The organism is Donghicola mangrovi (assembly GCF_013377535.1).
In the GTDB taxonomy this organism is placed as follows: domain Bacteria; phylum Pseudomonadota; class Alphaproteobacteria; order Rhodobacterales; family Rhodobacteraceae; genus Donghicola; species Donghicola mangrovi.
Map to the genome: position 1 here is coordinate 173,508 of NZ_JABCJE010000005.1, position 26,510 is coordinate 200,017.

Genomic DNA, 26,510 nt, shown 5'->3' on the forward strand with positions numbered 1-26,510 from the left:
GAACAGTACTATTTACAAGGGAAACGACATGACACTTCGCGCAACCCTCCTTGCCAGCTCCTTGGTTTTCGCAGGCAGCACCGCAATGGCCGTCGAAGCCGATGCGATCATGAAGAACTACGCCGACATGGCCCAAGCCGGTTACGAGGACGCGCTGACCCTGGCCAAAGAGCTGAAGGTCGCCGTGGATGCGCTGGTGGCCGAGCCGACCGAAGCCAATCTGGCCGCCGCCAAGTTGGCATGGCTGCAGGCGCGCGTTCCCTATCTTCAGACCGAAGCCTTCCGTTTCGGCAACCCCACCGTCGATGACTGGGAAGGCAAGGTCAACGCATGGCCTCTGGACGAGGGTCTGATCGACTACGTTGATCCCCTGTTCGGCGGCAATGACGAGAACCCCTTTGCCCTGTCGAACGTGGTTGCCAATCCCTCGCTCGAGGTGTCGGGCACTGTGATCGATGCCACCACCATCACCCCCGAACTGCTGGAAACCCTGCACGAGGTTGACGGGATCGAGGCGAACGTGGCCACCGGCTACCACGCCATCGAATTCATGCTCTGGGGGCAGGACCTGAACGGCACCGATCACGGCGCGGGTGCCCGTCCGGCCAGTGATTATGACACCGCGAACTGCACCAACGGCAACTGTGATCGCCGTGCGCAGTATCTGGTCGCCGCGACCGACCTGTTGGTTAGCGATCTGGAATATCAGGCCGCCAACTGGGCCGAAGGCGGTCAGGGCCGCACCGAAGCGACCGCTGATGGCGCGGCAGGCCTCGAGATTGCGTTTACCGGTCTGGGCTCGCTGTCCTATGGCGAACTTGGCGGCGAGCGCACCAAGCTGGGTGTGCTGCTGCACGACCCCGAAGAAGAGCAGGACTGCTTCTCGGATAACACTCACAACAGCCACTATTACGATGGTCTGGGCATTCGCAACGTCTACACCGGCCGCTATGTCCGCATCGACGGTTCGGTCGTCGAGGGTCCGTCGCTGCACGAATTCGTGGCCGAGCGGGATGCCACTCTGGCGGCCAACCTGCTGAGCGATATCGACGAGAGCATGATGGCCCTCGGCGCGATCAAGAAAACCGCCGAGGCAGGCACCAGCTATGACCAATTGCTGGCCGCAGACAACGCCGCAGGCGAGGCTCTGGTGATGGGTGCGGTTGCCGCGCTGGTCGCGCAGACCCGCAACATCGAACGCGCCGTGGCTGTGATCGGCCTCGAAGGGGTCACGGTCGAAGGCTCGGACAGCCTTGATAACGAATCCGCTGTGTTCCAGTAACGGTTAGATCGGGCGCCCTGAACCGGCGCCCGTTTTCCTTTTGTGCAAGCCAGTACCATGACGACCCGCCGCCAGCACGCCGACATCTATGTTTCCTCTTTCGGGCTGGCAGCCGTGGTGTCGCTGGCCCTTGGGGCGGGGCAGGCCCACGCCGCCCCCTTGGGCGAGCCGCACCTGACCACCGCGCCCCGCACCGCAGAAGAGGCCGCGCGTGTGGCCACGGTCACCGCCCCCACCGATGACTTCACCGCCCCCGAACCGTTCGAGCCCCGCCCCGCAGGCGCGGCCACCCTGTTTGGTGACGACAGCGAAAGCGCGTTCTCGCAAAGCTCGGCCAACATGTCCGAAGAGCGGGACATGGATTTCATCCTTGGCAACGGGTTCTTCAAGAAATTCTGGGTGACGGCCCCGTCCTCGACCCGATCCAGCGATGGGTTGGGGCCGATCTATAACGCCCGCGCCTGCCAGCAGTGCCACATCAACGATGGCCGCGGCCACCCGCCCGAGAATGCGGCGGACGAGGGCGTCTCGATGTTTCTGCGCCTGTCTATTCCGGCCGATGCCAGTGACCTGAGCGCCGAGACGCTGAGCTATCTCTCTGCGGCGCCGGAGCCCACCTATGGCCTGCAACTGCAGGACAAATCCGTGGCGGGCATCCCGACCGAAGGCCAGATGCGCATCACCTATACCGATCTGCCCGTGACCTTGGGCGACGGGACCGTGGTGACCCTGCGCCAGCCCGACTATTCTGTGGTCGATCTGCAGTCCGGTCCCTTGCATCCCGGCGTGCAGCTCAGCCCCCGCGTGGCCCCCCAGATGATCGGTCTGGGCCTGCTCGAGGCGATCCCCGAGGCTGATATTCTGGCCCATGCCGACCCCGATGATGCGGATGGCGACGGGATTTCGGGCCGCCCCAACACGGTCTGGAGCGCAGAGTTCGGGCAGTTCATGCTGGGCCGTTTCGGGCTCAAGGCGGGCGCGGCCACCGTGCGCGAACAAAGCGCGATGGCCTTTCACGCGGATATGGGGTTGTCTACCTCTCTCCTGCCCGAAGGGTGGGGCGAATGTACTGCTGCGCAAACCGCCTGCCTCGCCGCGCCGGATGGCAACTCGCCCGAGCAAGGCGATCTGGAAGCAGGCGATCTGGTGCTGGATCTGGTCACCTTCTATGGGCGCAATCTGGCGGTTCCGGCCCGCCGCGACATCAGCGACCCAGCGGTCCTGCGCGGCAAGGAGTTGTTCTACGACACCGGCTGCACCAGCTGCCACACGCCCAAGTTCGTGACCCACCGCCTGCCGGACCAGCCAGAGCAATCCTTTCAGCTGATCTGGCCCTACACCGATATGTTACTGCATGACATGGGGCCGGGGCTTGCCGACAACCGTCCCGAATGGCAGGCCACAGGTCAGGAATGGCGCACTGCTCCGCTATGGGGCATTGGGCTGACGGGTACAGTCAGCGGGCATACGAATTTGCTTCACGATGGCCGCGCGCGTAATTTACTTGAAGCAATCCTGTGGCATGGCGGCGAAGCCGAAGCCGCACGCGAGACGGTTCGGCAGATGCCCTCTGATGATCGCGACGCACTAATAAAATATCTGGAGTCCTTGTGACAATGACGCCCAAACTGACCTCGACCGCACTTGTTCTTTCGCTGATGGCGGGGGGCGTGCAGGCGCAATCGATCGCCAATCCCGATGCGCCCGGTGTGCCGCTGGAAACCCACTCCGAGGAAACGGGCCTGCCCTATTTCGCCCCCGGTCGCGGCGAGATCGACCATGACGCGATCCGCCGCCGTGTGCTGACCGTGTTCGAGCGCCAGTTCGGGGCCTTTGCCAACGAGACCCAGAAGCTGACCGACGCCGCCGAAGCCTATTGCGCGGGCACCACCGACATCGAGGCGTTCAAGGACCAGTTCCGCGCCACGTGGCTGGCTTGGGCCCCGCTGGACAGCTATCAGTTCGGCCCGATCGAGGCCCAAGGCGCCGCGCTGACCGTGAACTTCTGGCCAGACAAGAAGAACTTTGTCGGCCGCGCCCTGCGCGATCTGCTGAACAAAACCCCCGAAGAGCAGGCGCAGGCCTCTGTCGTGGGGGGCCTGTCCGTGGGTGCCCAAGGTCTGCCCGCCATCGAGATGCTGCTGTTCTCGGATGCGCAGGAATGCCCCGCGATCATCGGGATTTCGGGCAACCTGCACCAGATCGCGCTTAGCCTCTATGACGGGTGGTTCGGGGAATATGGCTGGGCCGAACTGGCCCGCACCGCTGGCCCCGATAACCCCGTCTACCTGCAGGACGCCGAGTTCACCAAAGTCGTCTATACCGCGCTTGATTTCGGCCTGACCCGCATCGCCGACACGCGCCTTGGCCGCCCCTTGGGGACCTTCGAACGCTCGAACCCGACGCAGGCCGAGGCGTGGCGCTCTGGCCTGACCAACGACATCATCCACGCGCAGCTTGACGGGATCGAAGAGGTCGTCCGCGATGGCTTTGCCGGGGATGTGACCGAAACCAACCGGTCTTGGATTTACAAGGTCTTTGACCAGACCGAAGGCCGCGTTGATGCCATCGGTTCTCCCATTTCCGAGGCCGTGCAGGACCCCATGGGCCGTATGCGCGTCGAAGGTCTGCAGAGCAAGGTTCTGTATCTGATCAACGAGATGGATCAGGAAATCGGCCCGAACCTCGGGGTGGAAACCGGCTTTAGCGCGGCGGACGGAGACTGATATGAAGCGTCGTCATTTTCTGATCACCGGCGCGGCTGGTGCGGCCATGTCTTTGGCGCGTCCCACATGGGCGATGGCGGGGGCGCCGGCTTATCTGACAGCGGCCTCCAAGGCCGGGAATTCCACTTGGCTGGTCGGTCTGACCGAGGCGGGCGATGTGGTGTTCGAACTGCCGATCCCGTCCCGTGGCCATGCCGCCGCCGCACATCCCTACCGCGCCGAGGCTGTGGCCTTTGCCCGCCGTCCGGGCCGCTTTGCGGTGGTGCTGGACTGCGCCACGGGCAAGGAAATCGCGCGCCTCGACAGCCCCGAGGGGCGGCATTTCTACGGGCATGGCGCGTTCACCGCTGACGGCAAACTCCTGCTGACCACGGAAAACGCCTACGAGATTCCGGCGGGCAAGCTGGGGGTCTGGGACGCCGAGGACGGCTACAAGCGGATCGGCGAGATTTCGTCGGGCGGCATCGGCCCGCACGAGATGATCCGCCTGAACGATGGCGGTTTTGCTGTGGCAAATGGCGGGATGCAGACCCACCCCGACTACGAGCGCGCGGTGCTGAACATCCCCACCATGCAGCCGAACCTGACCTATCTGGACGCCGCGGGCGAGATCATTGATCAGGTCGAGCCCCCTACGGACATGCGCCTGAACTCGATCCGTCACATCGCGGCCGATGCCTCGGGGCGGGTGGTGATTGCGCTGCAATGGCAGGGCAACCCCTTGGCCCCCGTGCCGCTGATGGCCAGCCACCGTCGGGGCGAAGAGCTGACGTTCTTTAACCACCCCGAGACCGCCAAGCTGAAGCAATACGCGGGCAGCATCGCCATTTCCGCCGACGGGTCCGAGATTGCCATGACCGGCCCCAAAGGCGGCCATGTGCTGTTCTTTGACGGGGTGACCGGCGCACCGATCAACGGCCGCGCCTTGCCCGAGGCCAGCGGCGTTGCGCAATTCGGGGACCGTTTCGCGATCACCCTCGCGGGCGGTCTGCTAGAGGGCGGTGCCGACGGCGGCAACATGGTCGAGATTGGCGGCGGCTACAGTTGGGACAACCATCTGGTGTCCATCCGTCAGGGCTAAAGCAAAAGGGCGCCGCGGCGCCCTTTGTCATACAAACGGATTGTCGGGATAGCCGACCTTGGACAAGTACAATCCCTGCGGCGGGCTAACCGGACCGCAAGCGGCGCGGTCGCAGGCCTCCAGGGCGGTTTTCACGTCGATGGGGTCCCACGAGCCTGCGCCGACCCGCTCTAACGTGCCAACAAAGCTGCGGACCTGATTGTGCAGGAAACTGCGCGCGGCCAGATGGAAGCGGAACTCGGTCCCGCTCTCGGTTTCGATCTGTTCGATGTCCAGCTTGTCCAGCGTCTTGACCGGCGACAGGGCCTGACAGATCGAGGCGCGGAAGGTCGTGAAATCGTGCAGACCCAGCAGGTGCTTGGCGGCCTGTTGCATGGGCTCCAGCTCTAGCGGGTGGTTCACTTGCCAGACAAAGCCGCGCAGGTGGGTCGCAGGCGCGCGGCGGTTCAGCAGGCGGAAGATATACTGACGTTCCACAGCCGAGAACCGCGCGTGCCAGTCGTCCGCCACCAAACGGCAGTCGCGGATCGATACGGGCAGGGGCTTCAGATGGTGGTTCAGCGCCTCGGACAGGCGGAACGGGTCCCAATCCTTGTCCATGTCGCAATGGGCGACCTGACCATAGGCGTGAACGCCCGCGTCGGTGCGGCCAGCGGCGGCAATGGTGTGGTCACGCTTTTCCAGACGCGCAAGCGCGGCTTCGATCGCCCCTTGGACCGAGGGCTGGTCGGCCTGCCTCTGCCATCCGGCAAAGGGGGCTCCGTCATATTCCACAAGCAAAGCATATCTGGGCATGACCCGCGATTTAGCCCCCGAAAGCGGCCAGAGCAAGCAACCTTCGCATTCCCCAATTCCAGCCACTGGTTTTACGGGGAGGCGATGCTTAGGTTGAGCGGTGAAGAAGGAGGCGGCTAGATTTGGTTATCGGTCGGATTGCAGACGAACTGACGCGCGGCGTCGAAGGCATTACAGGCAGCATCAACGAAGCACTGTTTGAACCCGTGATCCGGCTTGGGGTGACGGGGCTGGCGCGTGCGGGCAAAACGGTGTTCATCACCTCGCTCGTGGCGAATATGCTGGACCGTGGTCGCATGGCCCACCTGACCGCCGCCGCAGAGGGGCGCATTCTGGCGGCCTTCCTTCAGCCGCAGCCTGACGTGACCGTGCCGCGGTTCGACTATGAAAACCACTTGGCCGACCTGACCTGCGCCCATCCCCATTGGCCTGACAGCACACGCGCGGTCAGCGAGTTACGCCTGTCCCTGCGTATCCGGCCCAACGGGCTGATCGGCGGGCTGTCTGGCCCGCGCACGGTGCATCTGGATATCGTCGACTACCCCGGTGAGTGGCTGCTGGACTTGGGCCTCTTGGACCAGAGCTATGCCGATTGGTCGGCCAGCGTTTTGCGCCGTCTGGAGACGCGGGCATTGGGGGCGCCCTATGTGGATATGGCGCGTGGGACCGATGGCACCGCGCCCTTGGACGAAGTGGTTGCGCAGACCCTTGCGCGGACGTTCACCGCGTATCTTCATGCGGCGCGGGCGGACGGGTTCTCCGATTGCACGCCGGGTCGGTTCCTGTTGCCCGGTGATCTGGCCGGATCGCCCGTGCTGACCTTTGCGCCGCTGTTGAAGCCCGAGAACGCCCCCCGCCGCAGCCTGTGGCGCGAGATGGAAACACGGTTCGAGGCCTACAAGGCCCGCGTCGTCAAACCCTTTTTCAAGGAACATTTCGCGCGGATCGACCGGCAGGTTGTGCTGGTGGATGTGCTTGGCGCCCTGCATCGGGGCCCCGAGGCCATTCAGGACATGCGCGATACAATGCAGGGTATTCTGGGGTCGTTCCGCCCCGGTCGAAACGATTTCCTGACCCAACTGCTGCGTGGCAAGCGGGTCGAGAAGATCCTCTTTGCCGCGACCAAGGCTGACCATCTGCACCACAGCCAGCACCTGCGTCTGACCGCGATCATCGAGGAACTGACCCGTGATGCCCGCGAACGCGCCCGCTTTGCCGGCGCCGAAACCGCTGCGATGTCGATTGCCGCCTTGCGCGCCACGACCGAAGAATCCCGCCAGCACAACGGCCAGTCCTTGGACGTGGTGCGCGGCAAATTATTGGAAGACGGGCGAATGGCCGCCCTCTATCCCGGCGAGCTGCCTGCCGATCCCCGTGTATTGCTAGGGGGAGAGGGTGGCTGGCTGGAAGGTGATTTTGAAGCCATGCGCTTTGCCCCGGCTCCGCTGACCCTGCGGCCGGGGGACGGTCCGCCCCATATTCGTCTGGACCGTGCAGCGCAATTTCTGTTCGGGGATCGTTTATGAATTTCTACCTACGTCCGGCCCATGACCTTGATGCGGGGAAGATGGGGGCGATGTTGTCTGATTTCGTGGATCAGACCGCGTGGCTTCCCAAAGTCCGCTCCAGCGCCGAGGACATCATGTACTGCGCCACAATGATCGAGCGCGGCTGGGTCACCGTTGCCATGGGCGAGCGCCCGATGGGCTTTGTCGCGCTGGCGGATAACGAGATTTTGGCCCTCTACGTGGCGCCCGATGCGCGGCGCAAGGGGGTGGGGCGGCAGTTGATGCAGTTCGCCAAAGAGCGATCGGAAACCCTTCGCCTTTGGACCTATCAGGCCAACACCATTGCGCGGGCGTTCTATCGCCTGTCCGGTTTCCGCGAGGTTGGTCGCACTCAAGGGCAGTACAACGACGAAGGTCTGCCCGACATCGAATACCTGTGGGAAAGGCACGCCGAATGAGCAAAGGACCCGTCCTGTTCGATCTGGATACCCCGACCAGCCCCGAGGCCGAAATGCCCAACCCCGCGCAGGCCGAGCCTGTCCCCGAGGTTGGCCCCGAATTGCCCGAAGGCCGCGCGATGCAGACTGTGGCCGCGCTGGCCGCGCGCAAGACCTCGGCCTTGGCAAAGTGGTTCTGGGGGCTTCTGGCCTCGGTGATCGGGTCGATGATCTCGGTCGCGGCGTGGAATTTCGTGACGGGGCTGATCGCGCAGAATGCCATTCTGGGGATGATCGTGACGGCGTTGATCGCGGGGTTCCTGCTGGTCTGTGCCTTGATTGTGCTGCGCGAACTGGGGGCGATGGCCCGCCTGTCGCGCATGGACAAGATCCAGCATCAGGCCCGCACCGCGATCGAGGCGGGCGATCTGCCCGCCGCCCGCACTGTCGTCAAAGATGTGCTGCGTCTTTACTCGGGGCGCGAGGATTTGCGCTGGGGCCGTGACCGCATGGCCGAGCGGATGCACGACGCGGTGGATGCGGCGGACGTTCTGGCCTTGGCCGAGCGAGAGCTCTTGTCCCATCTGGACGCCGCCGCCGTCCGCGAGGTCGAGGCCGCCGCAAGGCAGGTCGCGACCGTGACCGCGATGGTGCCCTTGGCGCTGGCGGATGTGGTGGCCGCGATGACCTCGAACCTGCGAATGATGCGCCGCGTGGCCGAGATTTACGGCGGGCGCGGAGGCTTTCTGGGCAGTTGGCGGTTGGCCCGCGCGGTGATGACCCATCTGGTGGCGACCGGCGCGGTGGCCGTGGGCGACGACATGATTGAGCCGCTGATTGGCGGGGGCCTCTTGGGCAAACTGTCCCGCCGCTTTGGCGAGGGACTGGTGAACGGCGCGCTGACCGCCCGAGTCGGCATCGCCGCGATGGAGGTCTGCCGCCCCCTGCCGTTCGTGGCGGAAAAGCGCCCCTCGGCGCGGGGTGTGGTCCAGCGGGCCTTGGCTGGATTTTTCAAGAAATAAAGGTGGTTGGGGCGTTTCGAGAAATCCGATAAAATCTATCAAGTATATGATTTTAAAGGTTTTTCTTGACGCCCCTGCCGCTGGGCTGTAGCAATCCCCTAAGGATGCGCAGTCAGCCCTTTGCCAGCACCGCGCCGCCAGATATCGCTTGCCACTCACGTTCAGCTCGCCCGCAACGCAGCCCTCTACCGACAGCCCCGTTGCCAGCCCGCCAAACGCAGGTCGCCCCGCCATATCCAGCCAGCACCCCCTTTGGGTGCTTTTTCATTCCAAGGGATCAGAACAGCTTGGGCACTGCGTTTTTGTCGGCATCGCGATCCTCGACCCCGATGCGCATTCCGCGGCCGATGCGGTGGGCGATGGCGGACCAGCCCTCGGCAAGTTCGGGGGCCAGCTCGGCCTTGAGTACCTGATCGAACAGGGCCAGCCAGTCGGTAAACAGGGGCGCTTTGACCTCGGGGGTCATCAGGTGGGTCCGCATGGGAAAGCCGTGATAGTTCCGTTCCTGCAGCAGCACATTGCGCCAGAAACGGCTGATCTTGTCCTCGTGGGCGGGCCATGCCTCTGGCGCGATACGGCCGTTGAACACGGGCCCCAGATCGGGATGCACCCGCACCCGCGCGTAAAAGGCGGCGACCACGCGGTCGATATCGGGGCCGGTAATGGGCTGGGTCATGGGAAACCTCTTTCACTCTATCCCCTTCAGCTAGGCGCTGGGGCAGGGGGTCGCAACAGGACAGAGCATCGCAGCGCTTTACGCCCCCTATTGCGCGCCGTATAAGGCGCCCATGACACGCATGATGGCGATCATTATTCGAATTACATGCCCGGCGCTCTGATCCAGACGAGCCGCCGGGACAAGGCGTATGGGATGCCCGCGCCGACCTTTTTCCGATATTGAGAACAAGACCGAAGGACGCCACCCATGTGCGCCGAAACCCCCGAATACAAAGACACCCTGTTCCTGCCCCAGACCGAATTCCCGATGCGCGCTGGCCTGCCCAAGCGCGAACCCGAATGGCTGGCCCGCTGGGAAAAGATCGGCATCTACCAGAAACTGCGTGACAAGGCCGAGGGCCGCGAACCCTTTATCCTTCACGACGGTCCTCCGTATGCGAACGGCAACCTGCACATCGGCCACGCGCTGAACAAGATCCTCAAGGACTTCATCGTGCGCAGCCAGCAGATGCTGGGCCGCGAGGCGCGCTATATCCCCGGTTGGGACTGCCACGGTCTGCCGATCGAATGGAAGATCGAGGAACAGTATCGCAACAAGGGCAAGAACAAGGACGAAGTTCCTGTCATCGACTTCCGTCAGGAATGCCGCAAATTCGCCGAGGGCTGGATCGACGTCCAGCGCGCTGAATTCAAGCGCCTTGGCATCACCGGCACCTGGGACAAGCCCTACCTGACCATGGACTTCCACGCCGAACGCGTGATCGCCGAAGAATTCCAGAAGTTCCTGATGACTGGCACCCTGTATCAGGGCTCCAAGCCCGTGATGTGGTCGCCCGTGGAAAAGACCGCGCTGGCCGAGGCCGAGGTCGAGTACCACGATCACCAGAGCCATACGATCTGGGTACCGTTCCGCTTCCAGAATGCTGGCGGCGATCTGGAAACCGCGCGCGTCGTGATCTGGACCACCACTCCCTGGACCATCCCCTCGAACAAGGCGGTCGCTTACGGCAAGGGCATCGAATACGGCCTGTATCGCGTGGACGCGACCCAAGAGGAAAGCTGGACCAACCCCGGCGATCTGTACATCTTCGCGAACACTCTGGCCGCTGACGCGCTGGAGAAATCCCGCGTGACCGAATTCACCAAGGTCCGTGACATCGCCACCACCGAGTTCGAAGGTCTGATCTGCGCCCACCCGTTCAACGGTCTGGACGGCGCGGATGGCTTCTGGGACTACGACGTGCCCATGGTCGACGGTGATCACGTGACCGACGACGCGGGTACCGGCTTTGTGCACACCGCCCCCAGCCACGGTCAGGAAGACTATGAGGTCTTCGTGGCCCGCAACTGGATGGACCGCATGACCTACAACGTGGGCGAGGAATCGGAATTCCTGGACCACGTGCCGTTCTTTGCGGGCCTGCAAGTGTTCGACCGCAAGGGCAAAGAGGGCAAGGCCAACACCACCGTCATCGCCAAACTGGTCGAAGCGGGCGGCATCATCGCCCGTGGCCGCGTCAAGCACAGCTACCCTCATTCGTGGCGCTCCAAAGCGCCGGTCATCTACCGCAACACGCCCCAGTGGTTCGCCGCCATCGACCGCGAGGTCGGCGACGGTCAGGACACCTATGGCAAAACCATCCGCGAACGCGCCCTGACCAGCATCGACCAGCTGGTGAAATGGACCCCGCAAACCGGCCGCAACCGTCTGTATTCCATGATCGAAGCGCGTCCCGACTGGGTTCTGTCCCGCCAGCGCGCTTGGGGCGTTCCGCTGACCTGCTTTACCAAAGTGGGCGCGAAACCGCAGGACGAAGACTTCCTGCTCCGCAACGAAGAGGTCAACGCCCGCATCAACGAAGCGTTCGAGGCCGAAGGCGCAGATGCATGGTACAAGGACGGCGCCAAAGAGCGTTTCCTGTCGGGCATCGTGAACCCCGAGGACTACGATCAGGTGTTCGACATCCTCGACGTGTGGTTCGACTCCGGTTCGACCCACGCCTTCGTGCTGCGTGACCGTCCCGATGGGGCGGCCGATGGCATCGCCGACCTCTACCTCGAGGGCACCGACCAACACCGCGGCTGGTTCCACAGCTCGATGTTGCAGGCTTGCGGCACCAAGGGCCGTGCCCCCTATCGCGGCGTGCTGACCCACGGCTTCACGCTGGACGAGAAGGGCAACAAGATGTCCAAGTCGCTCGGCAACACCGTGTCGCCCGAGGATGTGACCAAACAATACGGCGCAGACATCCTGCGTCTGTGGGTGGCCCAGTCCGACTATACCGCCGACCTGCGCATCGGGCCGGAGATCCTCAAGGGCGTCGCCGACAGCTACCGCCGTCTGCGCAACACCATGCGCTACTTGCTGGCTAGCCTCGACGGTTTCACCGAAGCCGAACGTCTGGACGTGGCCGAGATGCCCGAGCTGGAGCGTTGGGTCCTGCACCGTCTGGCCGAGCTGGATCACAAAGTCCGCACCGGCTACAACGCCTATGACTTCCAGGGCGTGTTCCAGCAGCTGTTCAACTTCTGCACCGTGGAACTGTCGTCGTTTTACTTCGACATCCGCAAGGACGCGCTTTACTGCGACGGTGCCGACAGCCTGCGCCGCCGCGCGGCCCGCACGGTTCTGGACATCCTGTTCCACCGCCTGACCACCTGGCTGGCGCCGATCCTGACCTTTACCATGGAAGAGGTCTGGCTCGAACGCTTCCCCGGCGAGGAAAGCTCGATCCATCTGGTCGATATCCCCGCCACCCCCGCCGACTGGCTGGACGAACCCTTGGCCGCCAAATGGGCCAACGTCCGCAAAGTCCGCCGCGTGGTCACCGCCGCCCTCGAAGTGCAGCGCACCGAAAAGGTTATCGGCGCCTCGCTCGAAGCGGCCCCTGTGGTTCACGTCGAAGACGCAGACACCCTCGCGGCTCTGAAAACCGTCACGTTCGAGGATATCTGCATCACCTCGGGCATCCTGCTGACCGCCGATCCGGCCCCTGCCGAAGCCTTCCGTCTGCCCGATCAGGCCGGCGTTGGCGTCGTCTTCGAAAAGGCCGACGGTGAGAAATGCCAGCGCTGCTGGAAAATCCTGCCGGACGTGGGTACCCACGCCCACGCAGCGACCTGCAAACGCTGCAACGCAGTCCTCGGCTAAAACAAAAAGGGGCGCCCGAAACGGCGCCCCTTCTGCGTCTTCTTGGGAAAAATACTCCGGGGGTGAATGGGCCGTCAGGCCCAGAGGGGGCAGCGCCCCCACACGCCCCTAGACAGACTTCCGCGCCGGAATGATCTGCTGAACGATCCCGACCAGCACCAGATAGATCGAGGTCGCCCCCAGCACCCAACCGGCCCAGCTGGCGGGATGGAAATCGACCCACGCCGCCCATGCCGCCGAAATCGTCCAGACAAAAGCAATCGGCAGCGACAGCGACCGCCACCGTTTCGTCCGCACAGGGTGGATAAACCGCAAGGGCAGGAACATCGCGACCGCCAGCACCACGACCAGCGTCACGATGAACTCGGGGCTGGGCTTCAGAGCGAACAGGGGCAGCACGGCCATGTTCCAGCAGCCGGGGAAGCCGCGAAAACTCTTGTCCTCGGTCTTCATCCGCGTGTCCGCGAAATAGAGCGCGCTGGTAAAGGTGATGACCAGAATGGCCAGCCAGCCGGTCCAACCGGGCAAGAGCCCCGACTTGAACAGCGCATAGGCCGGAATGAACACATAGGTCAGATAGTCGATGATCAGGTCCATCAGCGCCCCGTCCAACTCGGGGGCATTGGTGCTTACATCGTATTTGCGGGCCAAGGGGCCATCGACCCCGTCCACGGCAAAGGCAACGCAAAGCCACAGCACCATCAGCGACCAGTTCTGGTCGACGGCAGCAAGCATGGCCAGCATCGCAATGCAGGCACCGGTGGCGGTCAGAAGATGGACTAGGAAGGCGGCGGTTCTGATTTTCATTGTGCTTTCATGATGCATTGCGGCCAAGTCCGCAACTCTCAGCCTCGTTTGGCGCGGGGATGGGCTGCGGAATAGACCTCCATTAGTCGCGCATTGTCCACACCGGTATAAACCTGCGTCGTAGACAGCGCCGCGTGGCCCAGTAATTCCTGGATCGCCCGCAGGTCACCCCCCGCATTCAGCAGGTGGGTCGCAAAGCTGTGGCGCAAGGCATGAGGGGTCGCAGTGGCGGGCAGACCCAGTTGCAGGCGGGTCTGCTCCATCGCCTTGGAGATTAAACGGGGATTTACAGGTCCGCCGCGTGACCCCCGGAACAGGGGGGTGTCGGGGGCCAGCTCATAGGGGCACTGGCGCAGATAGTCGTCCACGGCTTTGCGGGCGGCGGGCAGCACGGGGACGATCCGCTCCTTGCCGCCTTTGCCGATGATGCGCAGGCTCTCGGGCAGGGGGGCGTCCGCGCCAAGCAGGCCTAAGGCCTCGGATATCCGCAGCCCGCACCCATACAGCAAGGTCACGATGGCCACGTCCCGCGCGGCGATCCAGCCTTCGCGGGGCAACTCGCCCACGGTCTCGATCACCGCCTTAGCGGCCTCCTCGGACAAGGGGCGGGGCAGGGGACGCTGCACGCGCGGCGCGCGGGTGGACAGGACTGTGGTGGGGTCGAACTCTTCGCGCTGCGCGAGCCACCGGAAAAAGGTCTTCACCGCCGACAGTCGCCGCGCCAAGCTGCGCGCGCCGGTCCCGCGGGTCCGTTCGTTCGCCATCCACGACCGCATATCCGATGCGCTCAGGCGGGTCAGGGGCCCCAGCCCCTCGGCCCCGCCATGGTGGGCGGCGATGAATGCCAGAAAGCCTCCCACATCGGCGGCGTAAGCTTCGATGGTGTTGTCGGCAGCGTTTTTGATGCCCCGCTCATGCGCCAGCCAACCGGCCAGCGCATCCCGTTGGGCAGGGGAGATCAGGCTCATGCCAGCCAGCGGCGCATGGTCCGTTCGAAAACGCCGGCAAAGAACTCCAGCAGATCGGCGCCCTGTTGCGGAGTGAACTGGTGGGGGTCTTCGGCGCCCATGACCAACATGCCGGGCAGGCGGCCGGTGCCAAAGTTCAGACGCAGGCAGGCCTCGGACCGGATGTCGGCGTATTTCTCGCCATGCACGCGGCTGTCGCCGTTCTGGATCTGGCGCAGGGTGACTTGGCGGGTCTGACCGCCGCGCCCCATGGTCAGGTAGTCGCGCACGAACCCTTCTTCGGCCGAGGACAGCACCGAGCTAAGGCGCTTGATCGCGGGCTCTTCGGCGGTGTGGCGGGTTTCCAGGACCAGACGCAGGCAATCAACGCGCAGGATTTGCGCGACCTCGTTGCCAAGGTTGGACAGGAAATCCTCGAACGTGACGGGGTCCAGCATCGCCAGAATGGCGCGGTGCACCTGATTGGTGCCAGCAAGGTTTTCATAGGCGGCGGCGATCACGCTGCGATGGGTGTCTTCCAGACGGTCCAGACGGGTTTCCAGACGCTCCATCGCCAAGCCGCGCAGGTCCACAATGTTGCTGCCCATCGCCCGTTCGTTGGCCGAGATCAGGGCGTGCATCAGATCGCGGTCGTCCAGAATAAGGTCCGGGTCCGCAAGGATGCGATCGCGCAACGGTGTTTCGATCTTTTGAGTGCTGCTCATCAATTTTGCCCGTTTTTTTGGTTGCGGCCCTTATAACACACGAACATTCCCTGTGCTTTGATTTATTGCAGCTATCGTAAAGCCTTGGCGATCTGTTGCGCGAATGACTCCGTTGCGGGGGTAAAGGGATGTGAAATCCGTGGCTTGGCGTCCGGCCCGTATCAGGCTAGTCCGGATGCCATACCCCCGAACCGTTTGACAGGAGCCGCCTTTGGACCCCGAGTTTTTCGATGCAGGCCAACCGTGCGCTGTGCTGACCACGCAGCCCTTGGACCGCGCGTTGGATTATCTGGCGCCCGAAGGGGGATGCTGGTTGGGGGCCTATGTCGAGGTGCCCTTGGGCCCGCGCCGTGTGATGGGTGTGGTCTGGGGACCGGCGGCAGGGGACTATGACCGCGCCAAGCTGCGGGCGATCCACCGTGTGCTGGACGTGCCCCCGATGCGCGAAGAGCTGCGGACGTTCATCATCAAGGCTGCCGATTATACCCTGACCCCGCTGCCCGCGATGCTGCGGCTTGCGACCCGCGCGCCGGGGCTGACCGACCCGCCCGCGACGCGCCGCATCCTGCGTCTGGGGCAAGGCGAGCCCGACCGCATGACCGACGCCCGCCAGCGGGTGCTGGAGGTGATGCACGAATATGGCGGGCTGGCCTTTACCCAGCGCGAACTGGCAGACATGGCGGGTGTGACCACATCGGTCATCAAGGGGCTGGTCAAACAGGGCGCCCTGACCGAGGAAGACGCCCCCAAAGACCTGCCGTTCCCCCATCTGGACCCCGCCCACAAAGGCAAAGACCTGACCGAGGATCAGGCCGCCGCCGCGTCCAGTCTGGCTAAAGGTATCAATTCAGGACTTTACGGCACGACATTGCTGAAGGGCGTTACCGGCTCTGGGAAAACAGAAGTGTACCTAGAGGCCGTTGCCGCCTGTCTGCGGCAGGGCCGTCAGGCGCTGGTCCTGCTGCCCGAGATCGCTCTGACCTCGGAATTCCTGACCCGGCTCGAGGCCCGTTTCGGGGGCCGCCCCGCCGAATGGCACAGCGGCGTGACCATGACCGATCGCCGCCGCACATGGAAGATGGTGGCCGAAGGCGGGGCCCAAGTGGTGGTCGGCGCACGGTCTGCGCTGTTCCTGCCCTTCCGCGATTTGGGCCTGATCGTGGTAGATGAAGAGCACGACACCTCTTACAAACAGGAGGACGGCGTCCTCTATAACGCGCGGGATATGGCCGTGCTTCGGGCGAGTCTTTGCTCGGCTCGGGTCGTTTTGGCCTCGGCTACCCCCAGTTTAGAGAGCTGGGCCAACGCCGAAGCGAGAAAATATGAGCGATTAAATCTGACATCTCGTTTTGGTGCCTCTGTGATGCCCGAAATGCGTGCAATCGACATGCGCGCCGAGACTTTGGCGGCCAGCACGTGGATCTCTCCGACGTTGCGTAAGGCGGTCGAGGAACGGATGGCACTGGGTCAGCAGTCCCTATTGTTTCTAAATCGCCGTGGTTATGCGCCGGTGACGATCTGTCGGGCTTGCGGGCATCAGGTTGCCTGTCCCCATTGCGATGCGCGGATGGTCGAACACCGGTTCCTGAAGCGTCTGATGTGCCACCAATGCGGCGAAACCATCCCCATGCCAGAGGCCTGTCCCAGTTGCCACGTCGAGGGCAAGCTGGCCCCCGTTGGCCCCGGTGTCGAGCGTTTGGCCGAAGAGGCTGCGAAGGTCTTTCCCGAGGCGCGGATCGCGGTTCTGTCCTCGGACCTGTTCGGGTCGGCTAGGGCCCTGAAAGAAGAGATCAAACGGATCGCCGACGGGGCCGCCGACATCGTCATCGGAACCCAGATGGTGGCCAAGGGACACAACTTCCCGCTTCTCACTCTGGTAGGGGTAATCGACGCCGATTTGGGTCTGCAAGGGTCGGACCTGCGGGCGGCGGAACGGACCTTCCAACTGATGCGGCAGGTGGCCGGACGCGCCGGCCGGACCGAGCTGAAGGGGCTTGCGCTGCTCCAGACCTTCCAGCCGGAACACCCGGTGCTTCGGGCGATCCTGTCGGGCGACGAAGAGGGCTTCTGGCAGGCCGAAGCCGCCGAGCGTCAGGCCGCCGGAGTGCCCCCCTATGGCCGAATGGTCGGCATCATTGTTTCGTCAGAGGAACTAAACGACGCGTTCGATGTGGCAAACCAGCTTACACGACACAGTGAGGTGCTTCGCGAAGCAGGCGCTCAGGTCTACGGACCGGCCCCCGCGCCCATTGCGCGAATCAGAGGAAGGCACCGAGTAAGGTTGCTAGTCAAGTCGCCTAAAGGAGTTTTTCTGCAAAAAGTAATCGCGCTCTGGGTGCGCAATGTAAGGGTCAGGAACACAACGAGGTTGACAATAGATATAGACCCGCAAAACTTTCTATAACTGCACGCTTTCTTTGTGCATACTGCATAGGTTAACATATTTTTGTCTAACGAGTCTGGTTTGTTATGGTTACATCAAAGGTAAATTGGGACGATTTCCGGTACGTCGCGGCTCTCGCACGTCATCGTTCCATGAACGTCGCTGCGAAGCATCTCGATATCAACGTCGCGACGGTTTCCCGCCGGATCCACCGGATTTCGCAGGACGTTGGGGTCAAACTTTTTGTACAGGGCCGTGATGGCTGGCGCCTGACCCCAGAGGGTCGTGCGCTCATGGATGTGATCGAACAGTTCGAGTCCAATCTTGCCCGTTTGGGCAACAATCTGCCCCACCTGCAGTCCGCTGCAGAGAAGGCAAGAGTTATCACTTCGGGATTCTTGGCGACCGATTATCTGACCGATCAGCTGGGTGCGTTCATGGAGCGTTACCCCGGGATCGAGCTTGAAATCCTGTGCTCTTCCATCGAGGCCAATTTCGACCGCGAGGAAGTGGACGTTGCTCTGCGGATGAACCGTCCCCTGGACGACACTCTGATGGGGCACGAAGTGGGCAAGGTGCATTTCTGTGCCGTCCAGAAGCCCGAGTCCGGCAGCCGCGACTGGATCGCCCTGAGCCGTGAACTGGACTGGACCCCCGAGATGCAGGCCGGCTACGAACGCTTTGGTCGTCCGCCCGTCATGCGGGTCGAGGATTTCAGCCTTGCGATGGATGCAGCTGCCTCCACCGGTCTGGCCACCATCGTGCCCCGTCTGCACCTGCCGTCCCGTTCGCCGCTGGGGATCATCAACGGCGCGCACAGCGTGGCGACCCGCAGCCTGTGGGCCGTGTACCAAGAGAAGCGCCAGCGCGATCCCATCGTTAACGCTGTGGTGGACTGGATCGCTCAGAGCGTCGCGCAGCGCCGCCTGAACGAGACCTACATCCAGCAGAACAATCTGGATGGAAAAGGCGCGGCGGCGGGTTACTCGGCCGAGTAATCGACCAGCCGGTCGGTGATAATGGCTCCGACCCACATACAGAACAGGGCAAGCCAGGCGGTTCCGACAAAGATCGAGCCGCCTGTCACCCCGGCGCCGATGGCACAGCCACCGGCCAACATCCCGCCAAAGCCCATCATGGCGGCCCCGAGCATCGCGCGGCGCATGTTGGCTTCGTTCTCGAACCCCTGAAAGCGGAACTCTTTGGTCAGCCAACTGGCCAGAAACGCCCCGAGAAAGACACCGGGCACCAGCCCCACGTCGAATTCCAGCACCGGATCACGTTCCAGGAAAAACATCAGGGTGTGGGCCGAGGGGCCGGTAAAGGTCGCGCTTTCCACCTGCACGGGATCAAAGGCCACTTGGGCCAGCGCATAGGTCAGCACCCAGCCTACCGCCACCGCAAACCCGACGCCCGAGGCAAAGACCAGCCTTGGCCAGCCGATCGACTGGCGGCGGGACAGTTCCAGCGCGAACAGGGCAATGGCCACGCCGATCGCCAGCCCGCCCCAATCGGGCAGGCCGATTTCCGTGGCAAGGTTCATGTTCCGCCCACCGCTGGTGGTCCACAGCGCCGCCAACCGGTCCCGCAGGGGGGACAGCCAGCCGACAAGGCTCATCTGCGCGACCACGGCAAAGATCAGACCGGACACCACCGACCGCAGGTTGCCCGCGGCGGCCAGCACCAGCAGGCGGCCAGAGCAGCCCCGCGCCAGCACCATCCCGCAGCCGAACAGCAGCCCTCCAAGGATCGCGCCCGACCAACTGCCCGGAACGGCCATCATGCGGGCGTCCTCGGCCTGCATCAGACCCAAGAGTTGCGCCCCCTGCACCCAAACCAGTGCGGTCGAGAAGGTCAGCAGCCAGACCGCCACCCGATCCCCCATCTGGAGCCGCCCGAACTCGACCGTTGCCGCCCGCAGGCAGAACCGGGATCGCTGGGCCGCGACGCCAAAAATTACGCCGGTGATCAGGCCGAACAGGGCCGCTGTGGCGGGCTCGCCTAGGGGCTCTACGATCCACAGAATGTCCATCGCGGTCTCCTTTGGGGTGGTTCCGGATGTCCTAGGGGATCGGGGGCGGGGATGCCTTGATTTGCATCAGAATATGAATGTGTGAATTCGACCCGCGCGCAGGTGCAAAACCGACATTTTCCGGTCGGGAAATTGCGGGACAGGGGCGGGGATTCGGGCGGACGGTAGCCGGACCCTTTTCGCCGGAGACCCTGCATGGAAATCGAACCGATCCTGAGCGAGTTGTCGTTTGACAGTCTGCCCTCTGCCGCGCCCGAGGCGCTGCGCGTGGATGCCAGCACCCTGCCGCTAGAGGGGGGCGATGATCCGGCGTTCGGCACCGTGCGCTGGAAGACGCTGTTTTCGGCGGACCGCACGGCGACCAGCGACATGGTTCTGGGGATCGCGGAATTCGATGCGGGCGGCACCCTGTTGCCCCATCGCCACGAACCTGCCGAGTTCTACCTAGGCCTGTCGGGCAGCGGAGAGGTCACGATCAACGGCACCCTTCACCCGATTTCCGCAGGCGTGGCGCTGTTCATCCCCGGCGACGCCGAGCATGGCGTCGTGGCCGGCCCTGAAGGGCTGAGCTTTGCCTACGGCTTTCCCCGCGCGTCCTTCGAAGAAGTGGAATACCGGTTTAGCGCACCTGCCGCTGAATGAGCTTTGCCAGAGGGCTTGGGCGGGCGTAAGAAACTGGCATGAGTCGCACATATTTCACCCCGCTCCCTCTGGCCGATGCGCGTCATTTGCCCAAATGGCGTCAGCCTAAAACCCTGCTGTTCGTGATGGCTGCCGCGATGCCGGTGGCCTTTGCCACGTGGTCCGCGCTGCTGAACAACTTTGTCATCGAAGTTGCGCAGTTCAACGGATCGGACATCGGCTGGCTGCACACAGTGCGCGAGATTCCGGGCTTTCTGGCGATCGGGGTCATCGCAATCCTGATGTTCATGCGCGAGCAAGTGTTGGGGCTGTCATCCTTGATCCTGCTGGGTGTGGCGACGGCGCTGACCGGTTTCTTCCCCTCGCTCGGGGGGATTTTGACGGTCACGATGCTGAGCTCGATCGGCTTCCACTATTATGAAACGGTGAACCAGTCCTTGCAGCTGCAATGGCTGACCAAGGAAGAGGCCCCGCGGTTTCTGGGCAAACTGCTGGCGACGGGCAGTGCCGCGACGCTGGTGGCCTATGGCATCATCATGCTGACGTGGAAGACCTTCGCGCTCAGCTATGCCACGGTCTATCTGGTGGCGGGTGGGATCACGGCGGCGGTCGCGCTGTTCGCCATGTTCGCCTATCCCCAGTTCGAGGCCCCCAATCCGCAGCTGAAGAAGTTCATCCTGCGCCGCCGCTATTGGCTGTATTACCTGTTGCAATTCATGGCCGGTGCGCGCCGTCAGATATTTACCGTGTTTGCGGGGTTCATGATGGTGGAACGCTTTGGCTTTGACGTGCACGAAGTGACCGGCCTGTTCCTGATCAACCTTGTGGCCAATATGGTCTTTGCCCCGTTCATCGGCCGCATGGTCGCCCGCTTTGGCGAGCAGAAGGCCCTGATCATCGAATACACCGGTCTGGTTTGTGTGTTCATGGCCTATGGCGGGATCTACATGTTCGGCTGGGGCGTGGTACTGGCCTCGATCCTTTATGTGATCGACCACCTGTTCTTTGCCATGGCGCTGGCGATCAAGACCTACTTCCAGAAGATTGCCGATCCGCAGGACATCGCGCCCACCGCGGCGGTGGCGTTCACCATCAATCACATTGCGGCGGTCTTCTTGCCTGCGGCGCTGGGGTATCTTTGGCTGCAATCGCCGGGGGCGGTGTTTATTCTGGCCTCGGGGATGGCGTTTACGTCCCTGTGTCTGGCCCTGCTGATCCCCCGTCACCCCGAAAAGGGGAACGAGACCCGCCTGAGCCGTCTGGTCGCCGCCGTCGCCGAGTAATGGATGCTTGACCTACTGGGGCGGGGGGCCTATCGCCCCCTGCAAGCCTGAACAGGAGTCCGACATGCCCACCTATACCGCCTATACCAAGCTGACCGCCAAAGAGAACGCCGAAGCCTTGGGCGTGGCGATGGAGAACATGATCCCCGAGCCCACCGGCATCGGCGTGTTCGAAATGGAAGACGGCTCGGGCCTGTGGGAAGTCGGCGGCTATTTCACCGAGGAGCCCGATGCAGCCGGTCTGGCGCTGCTGGCGTCCATGAATGACGCGCAGGATTTCGTGGTTAGCGAGCTGCCCGAAACCGACTGGGTTGCCAAAGTGCGCCGTGATCTGGCCCCTGTGGTCGCTGGCCGCTTCTTTGTCTACGGCAGCCATGACGCCGACAAGGTGCCCGAGGGCAGCGAACCCCTGCTGATCGAGGCCGCGATGGCCTTTGGCACCGGCCACCACGGCACCACTCTGGGCTGCCTCAAGGCGCTGGATCGCCTGGATAACGGCGGTTTCAAGGGCAAGAACGTGGTCGATATCGGTTGCGGCACCGCGGTTCTGGCGATGGGCGCGGCGCGCATCTGGGAAAACCCCGTGCTGGCCAGCGACATCGACATCGTTGCCGTCGAAGTGGCCGAAGCGAACGTGGTTGCCAACGGTCTGGAAGGCCGCGTCACATGCCTCGAGGCGACCGGTTTCGAGCATGACACCCTGCACGCCGCAGCGCCCTTTGATCTGGTGTTCGCGAACATCCTGAAGGGCCCGCTGATTGATCTGGCACCCGATGTGGCATCGCACCTGTGCGACGGTGGTTATGCGATCCTGTCCGGCCTCTTGGTCGATCAGGCCGAAGAGGTTGCCGCCGCCTATGCCGCGCAGGGCATGACCCTTACCCACCGCGAGGACATCGGCGATTGGTCGACCCTGACCATCCAGAAGTAATCTTCTGCCGGTTGCACGGAATTCAAAAGGGCGCTCCATCGGGGCGCCCTTTGTCGTTTCAATTGTGGCCTATGGGGCATATTTCAAACGACAAAGCCCCCGCGTTTTCAGCGAGGGCAGTCATTGGCCAAGACCAAAGGGAAATTCGGCGTGGCTTAGAACCAGCGGCGGGCGCGCTGCATGTCGATGATGTCGGCGCGGCACAGGCCCAGATCGTCCAGCTCTGCCTCGGTCAGGCTGGTCAGGGCGCGCGCCTTGGTCGGAACAGCGAACAGCACAGTCAGAACATGCAGAGTGACCTGCCAGATATGGCTGCCAAAACCAGCCACGGGGGTGTGGATGCGGGTGCTGTCGAGAACTGCCATTTTGCGTACCTTTTGCGTTCCAAGCGAAATCGTCTGTTGTCTTGCCAGTCGCACGTAATCTGCCTTGTTTCTGCGCACAACCTGCAAAAAATGCATAAATCCTGCCCGAGGTATGCATAGGTCGCAAATCGACTAACAAACTGTTACAAAAGGGAAAAATTTAGGTTTGATTTGTCGTTTTCAGATCATGATGGGGCGGATTCCATCCTGATTTCGCGGTTGCAGCATCTTGGAGGCCAAGTGCATGACGCTGGCGTTTGTTCTTGTTTCGTGCTAGTGCGACGAAAAGAACACAGAGCAGGGGGCAGAAATGCGCGTTTTGGGGGTCGATCCGGGCCTGCGCAACATGGGGTGGGGCGTCATCGATGCGATGCCGGGCCGAATCACTCATGTCGCAAACGGCGTCTGCCATTCCGACGGGGATAACCTCGGGGAGCGGCTGCTGTCCCTTTATAACCAGCTGATCGAGGTGATCGCGGCGTGGCAGCCCGAAACGGCGGCTATCGAGCAGACCTTTGTGAACAAGGATGCGGTTGGCACCCTGAAGCTGGGGCAGGCGCGGGGCGTGGCCCTGATGACGCTGGCTCAGGCCGGGCTCGAGGTTGGCGAATACGCCCCAAACGCCGTGAAGAAGACTGTGGTGGGCGTGGGGCACGCGGCCAAGGATCAGGTGGATTATATGGTGCGCTTGCAGCTGCCCGGTGTGAAACTGAACGGGCCGGATGCCACCGATGCGCTGGCGATCGCCATGTGTCATGCCCATCAAAGCCGCGGCGGACGCGGGCTGGAACAAGCATTGGCGAGGGCCAAGGGATGATCGGAAAACTGTCAGGCCGGATCGATTACCGGACCGAGGATCACGTGCTGCTGGACGTACGCGGCGTGGGCTACATTGTGTACTGCTCGGACCGCACCTTGGGGTCGCTGCCCCGCGCGGGCGAAGCTGTGGCGCTGTTCACCGAGTTGCTGGTCCGCGAGGATCTGATGCAGCTATATGGGTTTAGCACGTTGCAGGAAAAGGAGTGGTTCCGCCTGTTGCAAACCGTGCAGGGTGTGGGGGCCAAGGCCGCTTTGGCGATGCTGTCCGCGCTGGGGCCCGATGGGGTCAGCCGCGCGATTGCTTTGGGTGACTGGAACAGCGTGAAGGCCGCCAAGGGGATCGGTCCCAAGACCGCGCAACGCGTGGTGAACGAGCTCAAGGACAAGGCCCCGTCGGTCATGGCGATGGGTGGCACGATCACCGCTGCCTTGGGCGAGGAACCCGCGGAACTGACCGAAATCCCTGCGCCAACGCCCACCAAACGCGCAGCGCCCGCGCCCAAGCCCGACATGGCCGCTCAGGCCGAGGCTCTGTCCGCGCTGTCCAACCTTGGTTACCAGCCCGGAGAGGCGGCGTCAGCGGTTGCTCAGGCGATGCAGGACGACCCCGAGGCGAACACCTCGGCGCTGATCCGCGCCGCGCTGCGCCTCTTGGCGCCCAAGGGGTAACGGATGCAGCAGCCAGACCCGACCCTTCGCCCCGAGAAGCTGTCCGAGGATAATGACCGCGCCCTGCGCCCGCAGGTGCTAGAGGATTTCATCGGTCAGGCCGAGGCCCGTGCGAACCTGCGCGTCTTTATCGAATCCGCCAAACGGCGTGGCGAGGCGATGGACCACACTCTGTTCCACGGCCCGCCGGGCTTGGGGAAAACGACGCTGGCGCAGATCATGTCGCGCGAGCTGGGGGTGAACTTCCGCATGACCTCGGGGCCGGTGCTGGCCAAGGCGGGCGATCTGGCGGCGATCCTGACCAACCTTGAAGAGCGGGACGTTTTGTTCATCGACGAAATCCACCGTCTGAACCCCGCGGTCGAAGAGGTCCTCTATCCCGCGATGGAGGATTTCGAGCTGGACCTCGTGATCGGCGAGGGGCCGGCAGCGCGGACGGTGCGGATCGAGTTGCAGCCGTTTACCTTGGTTGGGGCGACGACCCGTCTGGGGTTGCTGACGACACCCTTGCGGGACCGTTTCGGCATTCCGACCCGTCTGCAATTCTATGAAATCCACGAACTGACCGAGATCGTAGCGCGGAACGCGGTGAAGCTGGGGGCCCCTGCGGACCCCGATGGCGCAATGGAGATTGCCCGCCGCGCCCGTGGGACACCGCGTATCGCGGGGCGTCTGCTGCGCCGAGTGGTGGACTTTGCGGTCGTCGAGGGCGACGGGCGTGTGACCCGCGAACTGGCGGACCGGGCTTTGACCCGTTTGGGTGTAGACCAGTTGGGGCTGGATTCTGCGGACCGCCGGTATCTGCGTTTGATCGCTGAGGCCTATCAGGGCGGTCCGGTTGGGATCGAGACCATGAGCGCGGCCCTGTCCGAAAGCCGCGATGCGTTGGAAGAGGTGATCGAGCCCTATCTGCTGCAGCAGGGGCTGATCCAACGGACGCCGCGCGGTCGGATGCTGACGCAGTCCAGCTGGTTACATCTGGGGTTGGAACTGCCCCGTCCTGCCGGAACAGGCGATTTGTTCGGGTAGGGTGCCTTGGCCTAGGGCCAAGGCGGTGCCTCCGGCAGGGGGTATTTATGTCAAGATGAAGATCAGAGCGCCGCTTTCAGGGCCTGAGGAAGCTCGGCGGCGAAGAGGTCGAGCGCGGCGTCAGGGCCGCAGCTGATGCGGATGCAGCGGTTCAGGGGGGCGACGCCAGGCATGCGGGCGAAGATGCCCCGTTTGCCGAGCTCCTGAACAACCTTGGCGGCGTAGGTTCCGTCTTGGCCGCAGTCCATCGTCACGAAATTGGTCGCCGAGGGGATCGGGGTCAGGCCGTTGTCCTCTGCGATTTGGCTCAGGCGCGCGCGGGCGTGGGTGACTTGGGACTGGATGTGGGCCAGCCATTCCACGTCTTGCAAGGCGGCGAGGGCGGCGTGTTGGGCGCTGCGGTTCATGCCGAAGTGATTGCGGATTTTGTCGAAGTTCTTGATCAGCGGTGCAGCGCCAAGGGCATAGCCGACGCGGGCTCCGGCGAGGCCATAGGCCTTGGACATGGAGCGCATTCGGATGACGCGGGCGTCTTCGATGGCGATCTCGGCACGGGCGTCTGCGGGGGCCAACTCAATATAGGCCTCATCGAGGATCATCAGGCAGCCCTCGGGCAGGCGGTCCAGTGCGGCTACGACGGTTTCGCCGGGCAGGTAGGTGCCCATGGGGTTGTCGGGGTTCGACAGGTAGAGGAGCTTGGCGTCGACCTCGGCGGCGCGGGTGATCAGGGCGTCCAGATCCTCGTGGTCGTCCGTGAACGGCACTTTATGCAGGACACCGCCAAAGCCTGCCACATGGAAATTGAAGGTCGGGTAGGCGCCATCCGACGTGACCACCGTATCCCCCGGTTCAATCATCATACGGGCGAGGTAACCAAGCAGCCCGTCGACCCCTTCGCCGATGACCACGTTGTCGTAGCCTACGCCGTTCTGCGCCGCGATCAGCGTCTTCAGGTCGTGGCTCGCACTGTCGGGGTATTTCCAGATTTCCGCGTCCGCCTGACGCAAGGCCTCGAGCGCCTTGGGCGAGGGGCCAAAGATGTTCTCGTTCGCGCCAAGGCGGGCCGAAAAGGGCTGGCCGGTGGTGCGTTCGATCACTTCGGGACCGACAAAAGGAACGGTGGCGGGTAGGCTGTCGAGGAGCCGTGTGTAGCGCGGATGTGTCATGCCGCGAATGGTTACGTGCGGGCCCAGCTTCG

At 63.3% G+C, this 26,510-nt stretch carries 24 protein-coding genes; 16 read left to right on the top strand and 8 right to left on the bottom strand.

Annotated elements, in window-relative coordinates:
- The first annotated feature begins 28 nt into the window (after positions 1-28).
- Genes HJ536_RS12740 through HJ536_RS12755 form a run of 4 tightly spaced genes read left to right on the top strand, consistent with a single transcriptional unit; the run spans position 29 to position 5,089 of the window.
- Positions 29-1,282, top strand: coding sequence for an imelysin family protein (locus HJ536_RS12740; protein WP_177157988.1), 1,254 nt, complete (start codon positions 29-31; stop codon positions 1,280-1,282).
- A gap of 57 nt (positions 1,283-1,339) precedes the next feature.
- The gene (locus HJ536_RS12745) at positions 1,340-2,896 is read left to right on the top strand and encodes a di-heme oxidoreductase family protein (RefSeq protein WP_177157989.1); all 1,557 of its coding nucleotides are present in this window, start codon (positions 1,340-1,342) and stop codon (positions 2,894-2,896) included.
- A 2-nt stretch (positions 2,897-2,898) separates the two neighbouring features.
- On the top strand, positions 2,899-4,008 hold the full coding sequence (locus HJ536_RS12750) for an imelysin family protein (protein ID WP_177157990.1): 1,110 nt from the start codon (positions 2,899-2,901) through the stop codon (positions 4,006-4,008).
- A gap of 1 nt (position 4,009) precedes the next feature.
- Positions 4,010-5,089: a DUF1513 domain-containing protein gene (locus tag HJ536_RS12755; RefSeq protein ID WP_228028713.1), complete on the top strand. Its 1,080-nt coding sequence runs from the start codon at positions 4,010-4,012 to the stop codon at positions 5,087-5,089.
- Between the two features lie 27 nt (positions 5,090-5,116).
- On the opposite strand, the gene truA is transcribed toward HJ536_RS12755, so the two are convergent.
- The gene (gene truA, locus HJ536_RS12760; RefSeq protein WP_177157991.1) at positions 5,117-5,884 is read right to left on the bottom strand and encodes a tRNA pseudouridine(38-40) synthase TruA; all 768 of its coding nucleotides are present in this window, start codon (positions 5,882-5,884) and stop codon (positions 5,117-5,119) included.
- A 122-nt stretch (positions 5,885-6,006) separates the two neighbouring features.
- Here truA and HJ536_RS12765 point away from each other — a divergent pair, with 122 nt between their 5' ends.
- The 3 genes from HJ536_RS12765 to HJ536_RS12775 are packed head-to-tail and all read left to right on the top strand — an operon-like array spanning position 6,007 to position 8,851.
- Positions 6,007-7,410 (top strand): YcjX family GTP-binding protein, encoded by a 1,404-nt coding sequence (locus tag HJ536_RS12765; protein WP_177157992.1) that lies wholly within the window; start codon positions 6,007-6,009, stop codon positions 7,408-7,410.
- Complete coding sequence (locus HJ536_RS12770; RefSeq protein WP_176855049.1) at positions 7,407-7,850, top strand: GNAT family N-acetyltransferase; 444 nt, start codon at positions 7,407-7,409, stop codon at positions 7,848-7,850. The genes HJ536_RS12765 and HJ536_RS12770 overlap by 4 nt, the downstream gene beginning before the upstream one ends.
- Positions 7,847-8,851, top strand: coding sequence for a YcjF family protein (locus HJ536_RS12775; RefSeq protein WP_177157993.1), 1,005 nt, complete (start codon positions 7,847-7,849; stop codon positions 8,849-8,851). Before HJ536_RS12770 ends, HJ536_RS12775 begins: the two co-directional genes overlap by 4 nt.
- Before the next feature lie 277 nt (positions 8,852-9,128).
- Here the strand turns inward: HJ536_RS12775 and HJ536_RS12780 are convergent, their stop codons facing one another.
- A complete protein-coding gene (locus tag HJ536_RS12780) occupies positions 9,129-9,527 on the bottom strand; it encodes a group III truncated hemoglobin (RefSeq protein ID WP_177157994.1) in 399 nt (132 codons plus the stop codon).
- 249 nt (positions 9,528-9,776) lie between these two features.
- Here HJ536_RS12780 and ileS point away from each other — a divergent pair, with 249 nt between their 5' ends.
- A complete protein-coding gene (gene ileS, locus HJ536_RS12785) occupies positions 9,777-12,680 on the top strand; it encodes an isoleucine--tRNA ligase (RefSeq protein ID WP_177157995.1) in 2,904 nt (967 codons plus the stop codon).
- 108 nt (positions 12,681-12,788) lie between these two features.
- Here ileS and HJ536_RS12790 read toward each other — a convergent pair whose 3' ends face one another.
- The 3 genes from HJ536_RS12790 to HJ536_RS12800 are packed head-to-tail and all read right to left on the bottom strand — an operon-like array spanning position 12,789 to position 15,159.
- Positions 12,789-13,487: a CDP-alcohol phosphatidyltransferase family protein gene (locus tag HJ536_RS12790; protein ID WP_177157996.1), complete on the bottom strand. Its 699-nt coding sequence runs from the start codon at positions 13,485-13,487 to the stop codon at positions 12,789-12,791.
- A gap of 38 nt (positions 13,488-13,525) precedes the next feature.
- Positions 13,526-14,449 (bottom strand): tyrosine recombinase XerC, encoded by a 924-nt coding sequence (locus HJ536_RS12795; protein ID WP_228028718.1) that lies wholly within the window; start codon positions 14,447-14,449, stop codon positions 13,526-13,528.
- 2 nt (positions 14,450-14,451) lie between these two features.
- Positions 14,452-15,159: a DUF484 family protein gene (locus HJ536_RS12800; protein ID WP_176855055.1), complete on the bottom strand. Its 708-nt coding sequence runs from the start codon at positions 15,157-15,159 to the stop codon at positions 14,452-14,454.
- Between the two features lie 211 nt (positions 15,160-15,370).
- Here HJ536_RS12800 and HJ536_RS12805 point away from each other — a divergent pair, with 211 nt between their 5' ends.
- Both HJ536_RS12805 and HJ536_RS12810 read left to right on the top strand, forming a co-directional pair.
- On the top strand, positions 15,371-17,563 hold the full coding sequence (locus tag HJ536_RS12805; protein WP_177157998.1) for a primosomal protein N': 2,193 nt from the start codon (positions 15,371-15,373) through the stop codon (positions 17,561-17,563).
- 65 nt (positions 17,564-17,628) lie between these two features.
- Positions 17,629-18,540: a LysR family transcriptional regulator gene (locus HJ536_RS12810; RefSeq protein ID WP_176855057.1), complete on the top strand. Its 912-nt coding sequence runs from the start codon at positions 17,629-17,631 to the stop codon at positions 18,538-18,540.
- Here HJ536_RS12810 and HJ536_RS12815 read toward each other — a convergent pair.
- A complete protein-coding gene (locus HJ536_RS12815) occupies positions 18,525-19,574 on the bottom strand; it encodes a YeeE/YedE family protein (protein WP_177157999.1) in 1,050 nt (349 codons plus the stop codon). The genes HJ536_RS12810 and HJ536_RS12815 overlap by 16 nt on opposite strands.
- Positions 19,575-19,769: 195 nt before the next feature.
- On the opposite strand from HJ536_RS12815, the gene HJ536_RS12820 reads away from it, so the two are divergent.
- The 3 genes from HJ536_RS12820 (at position 19,770) to HJ536_RS12830 (ending at position 22,430) form a co-directional block, all read left to right on the top strand.
- Positions 19,770-20,216, top strand: coding sequence for a cupin domain-containing protein (locus tag HJ536_RS12820; RefSeq protein ID WP_177158000.1), 447 nt, complete (start codon positions 19,770-19,772; stop codon positions 20,214-20,216).
- Positions 20,217-20,254: 38 nt separating this feature from the next.
- A complete protein-coding gene (locus tag HJ536_RS12825) occupies positions 20,255-21,499 on the top strand; it encodes an MFS transporter (protein WP_177158001.1) in 1,245 nt (414 codons plus the stop codon).
- Between the two features lie 64 nt (positions 21,500-21,563).
- Positions 21,564-22,430, top strand: coding sequence for a 50S ribosomal protein L11 methyltransferase (locus HJ536_RS12830; RefSeq protein ID WP_177158002.1), 867 nt, complete (start codon positions 21,564-21,566; stop codon positions 22,428-22,430).
- 155 nt (positions 22,431-22,585) lie between these two features.
- On the opposite strand, the gene HJ536_RS12835 is transcribed toward HJ536_RS12830, so the two are convergent.
- Positions 22,586-22,795 carry a DUF1127 domain-containing protein gene (locus HJ536_RS12835; RefSeq protein WP_176855062.1) on the bottom strand — a complete coding sequence of 70 codons (210 nt, stop codon included), beginning with the start codon at positions 22,793-22,795 and terminating at the stop codon, positions 22,586-22,588.
- 310 nt (positions 22,796-23,105) lie between these two features.
- On the opposite strand from HJ536_RS12835, the gene ruvC reads away from it, so the two are divergent.
- The 3 genes from ruvC to ruvB are packed head-to-tail and all read left to right on the top strand — an operon-like array spanning position 23,106 to position 25,312.
- Positions 23,106-23,612, top strand: coding sequence for a crossover junction endodeoxyribonuclease RuvC (gene ruvC, locus HJ536_RS12840; protein ID WP_176855063.1), 507 nt, complete (start codon positions 23,106-23,108; stop codon positions 23,610-23,612).
- Complete coding sequence (gene ruvA, locus HJ536_RS12845) at positions 23,609-24,283, top strand: Holliday junction branch migration protein RuvA (RefSeq protein WP_177158003.1); 675 nt, start codon at positions 23,609-23,611, stop codon at positions 24,281-24,283. The genes ruvC and ruvA overlap by 4 nt, the downstream gene beginning before the upstream one ends.
- A gap of 3 nt (positions 24,284-24,286) precedes the next feature.
- Complete coding sequence (gene ruvB, locus HJ536_RS12850; protein ID WP_177158004.1) at positions 24,287-25,312, top strand: Holliday junction branch migration DNA helicase RuvB; 1,026 nt, start codon at positions 24,287-24,289, stop codon at positions 25,310-25,312.
- Between the two features lie 62 nt (positions 25,313-25,374).
- Here ruvB and HJ536_RS12855 read toward each other — a convergent pair whose 3' ends face one another.
- Positions 25,375-26,478, bottom strand: a complete 1,104-nt coding sequence (locus HJ536_RS12855) for a pyridoxal phosphate-dependent aminotransferase (protein ID WP_177158005.1) — start codon at positions 26,476-26,478, stop codon at positions 25,375-25,377.
- Positions 26,479-26,510: the final 32 nt, after the last annotated feature.

Coding starts and splice junctions, on each gene's coding strand:
- HJ536_RS12740 (WP_177157988.1), top strand. CDS start 29: ATGACACTTCGCGCAACCCTCCTTGCCAGCTCCTTGGTTTTCGCAGGC.
- HJ536_RS12745 (WP_177157989.1), top strand. CDS start 1,340: ATGACGACCCGCCGCCAGCACGCCGACATCTATGTTTCCTCTTTCGGG.
- HJ536_RS12750 (WP_177157990.1), top strand. CDS start 2,899: ATGACGCCCAAACTGACCTCGACCGCACTTGTTCTTTCGCTGATGGCG.
- HJ536_RS12755 (WP_228028713.1), top strand. CDS start 4,010: ATGAAGCGTCGTCATTTTCTGATCACCGGCGCGGCTGGTGCGGCCATG.
- truA (WP_177157991.1), bottom strand. CDS start 5,884: ATGCCCAGATATGCTTTGCTTGTGGAATATGACGGAGCCCCCTTTGCC.
- HJ536_RS12770 (WP_176855049.1), top strand. CDS start 7,407: ATGAATTTCTACCTACGTCCGGCCCATGACCTTGATGCGGGGAAGATG.
- HJ536_RS12775 (WP_177157993.1), top strand. CDS start 7,847: ATGAGCAAAGGACCCGTCCTGTTCGATCTGGATACCCCGACCAGCCCC.
- HJ536_RS12780 (WP_177157994.1), bottom strand. CDS start 9,527: ATGACCCAGCCCATTACCGGCCCCGATATCGACCGCGTGGTCGCCGCC.
- ileS (WP_177157995.1), top strand. CDS start 9,777: ATGTGCGCCGAAACCCCCGAATACAAAGACACCCTGTTCCTGCCCCAG.
- HJ536_RS12790 (WP_177157996.1), bottom strand. CDS start 13,487: ATGAAAATCAGAACCGCCGCCTTCCTAGTCCATCTTCTGACCGCCACC.
- HJ536_RS12800 (WP_176855055.1), bottom strand. CDS start 15,159: ATGAGCAGCACTCAAAAGATCGAAACACCGTTGCGCGATCGCATCCTT.
- HJ536_RS12810 (WP_176855057.1), top strand. CDS start 17,629: ATGGTTACATCAAAGGTAAATTGGGACGATTTCCGGTACGTCGCGGCT.
- HJ536_RS12815 (WP_177157999.1), bottom strand. CDS start 19,574: ATGGACATTCTGTGGATCGTAGAGCCCCTAGGCGAGCCCGCCACAGCG.
- HJ536_RS12820 (WP_177158000.1), top strand. CDS start 19,770: ATGGAAATCGAACCGATCCTGAGCGAGTTGTCGTTTGACAGTCTGCCC.
- HJ536_RS12825 (WP_177158001.1), top strand. CDS start 20,255: ATGAGTCGCACATATTTCACCCCGCTCCCTCTGGCCGATGCGCGTCAT.
- HJ536_RS12830 (WP_177158002.1), top strand. CDS start 21,564: ATGCCCACCTATACCGCCTATACCAAGCTGACCGCCAAAGAGAACGCC.
- HJ536_RS12835 (WP_176855062.1), bottom strand. CDS start 22,795: ATGGCAGTTCTCGACAGCACCCGCATCCACACCCCCGTGGCTGGTTTT.
- ruvC (WP_176855063.1), top strand. CDS start 23,106: ATGCGCGTTTTGGGGGTCGATCCGGGCCTGCGCAACATGGGGTGGGGC.
- ruvA (WP_177158003.1), top strand. CDS start 23,609: ATGATCGGAAAACTGTCAGGCCGGATCGATTACCGGACCGAGGATCAC.
- ruvB (WP_177158004.1), top strand. CDS start 24,287: ATGCAGCAGCCAGACCCGACCCTTCGCCCCGAGAAGCTGTCCGAGGAT.
- HJ536_RS12855 (WP_177158005.1), bottom strand. CDS start 26,478: ATGACACATCCGCGCTACACACGGCTCCTCGACAGCCTACCCGCCACC.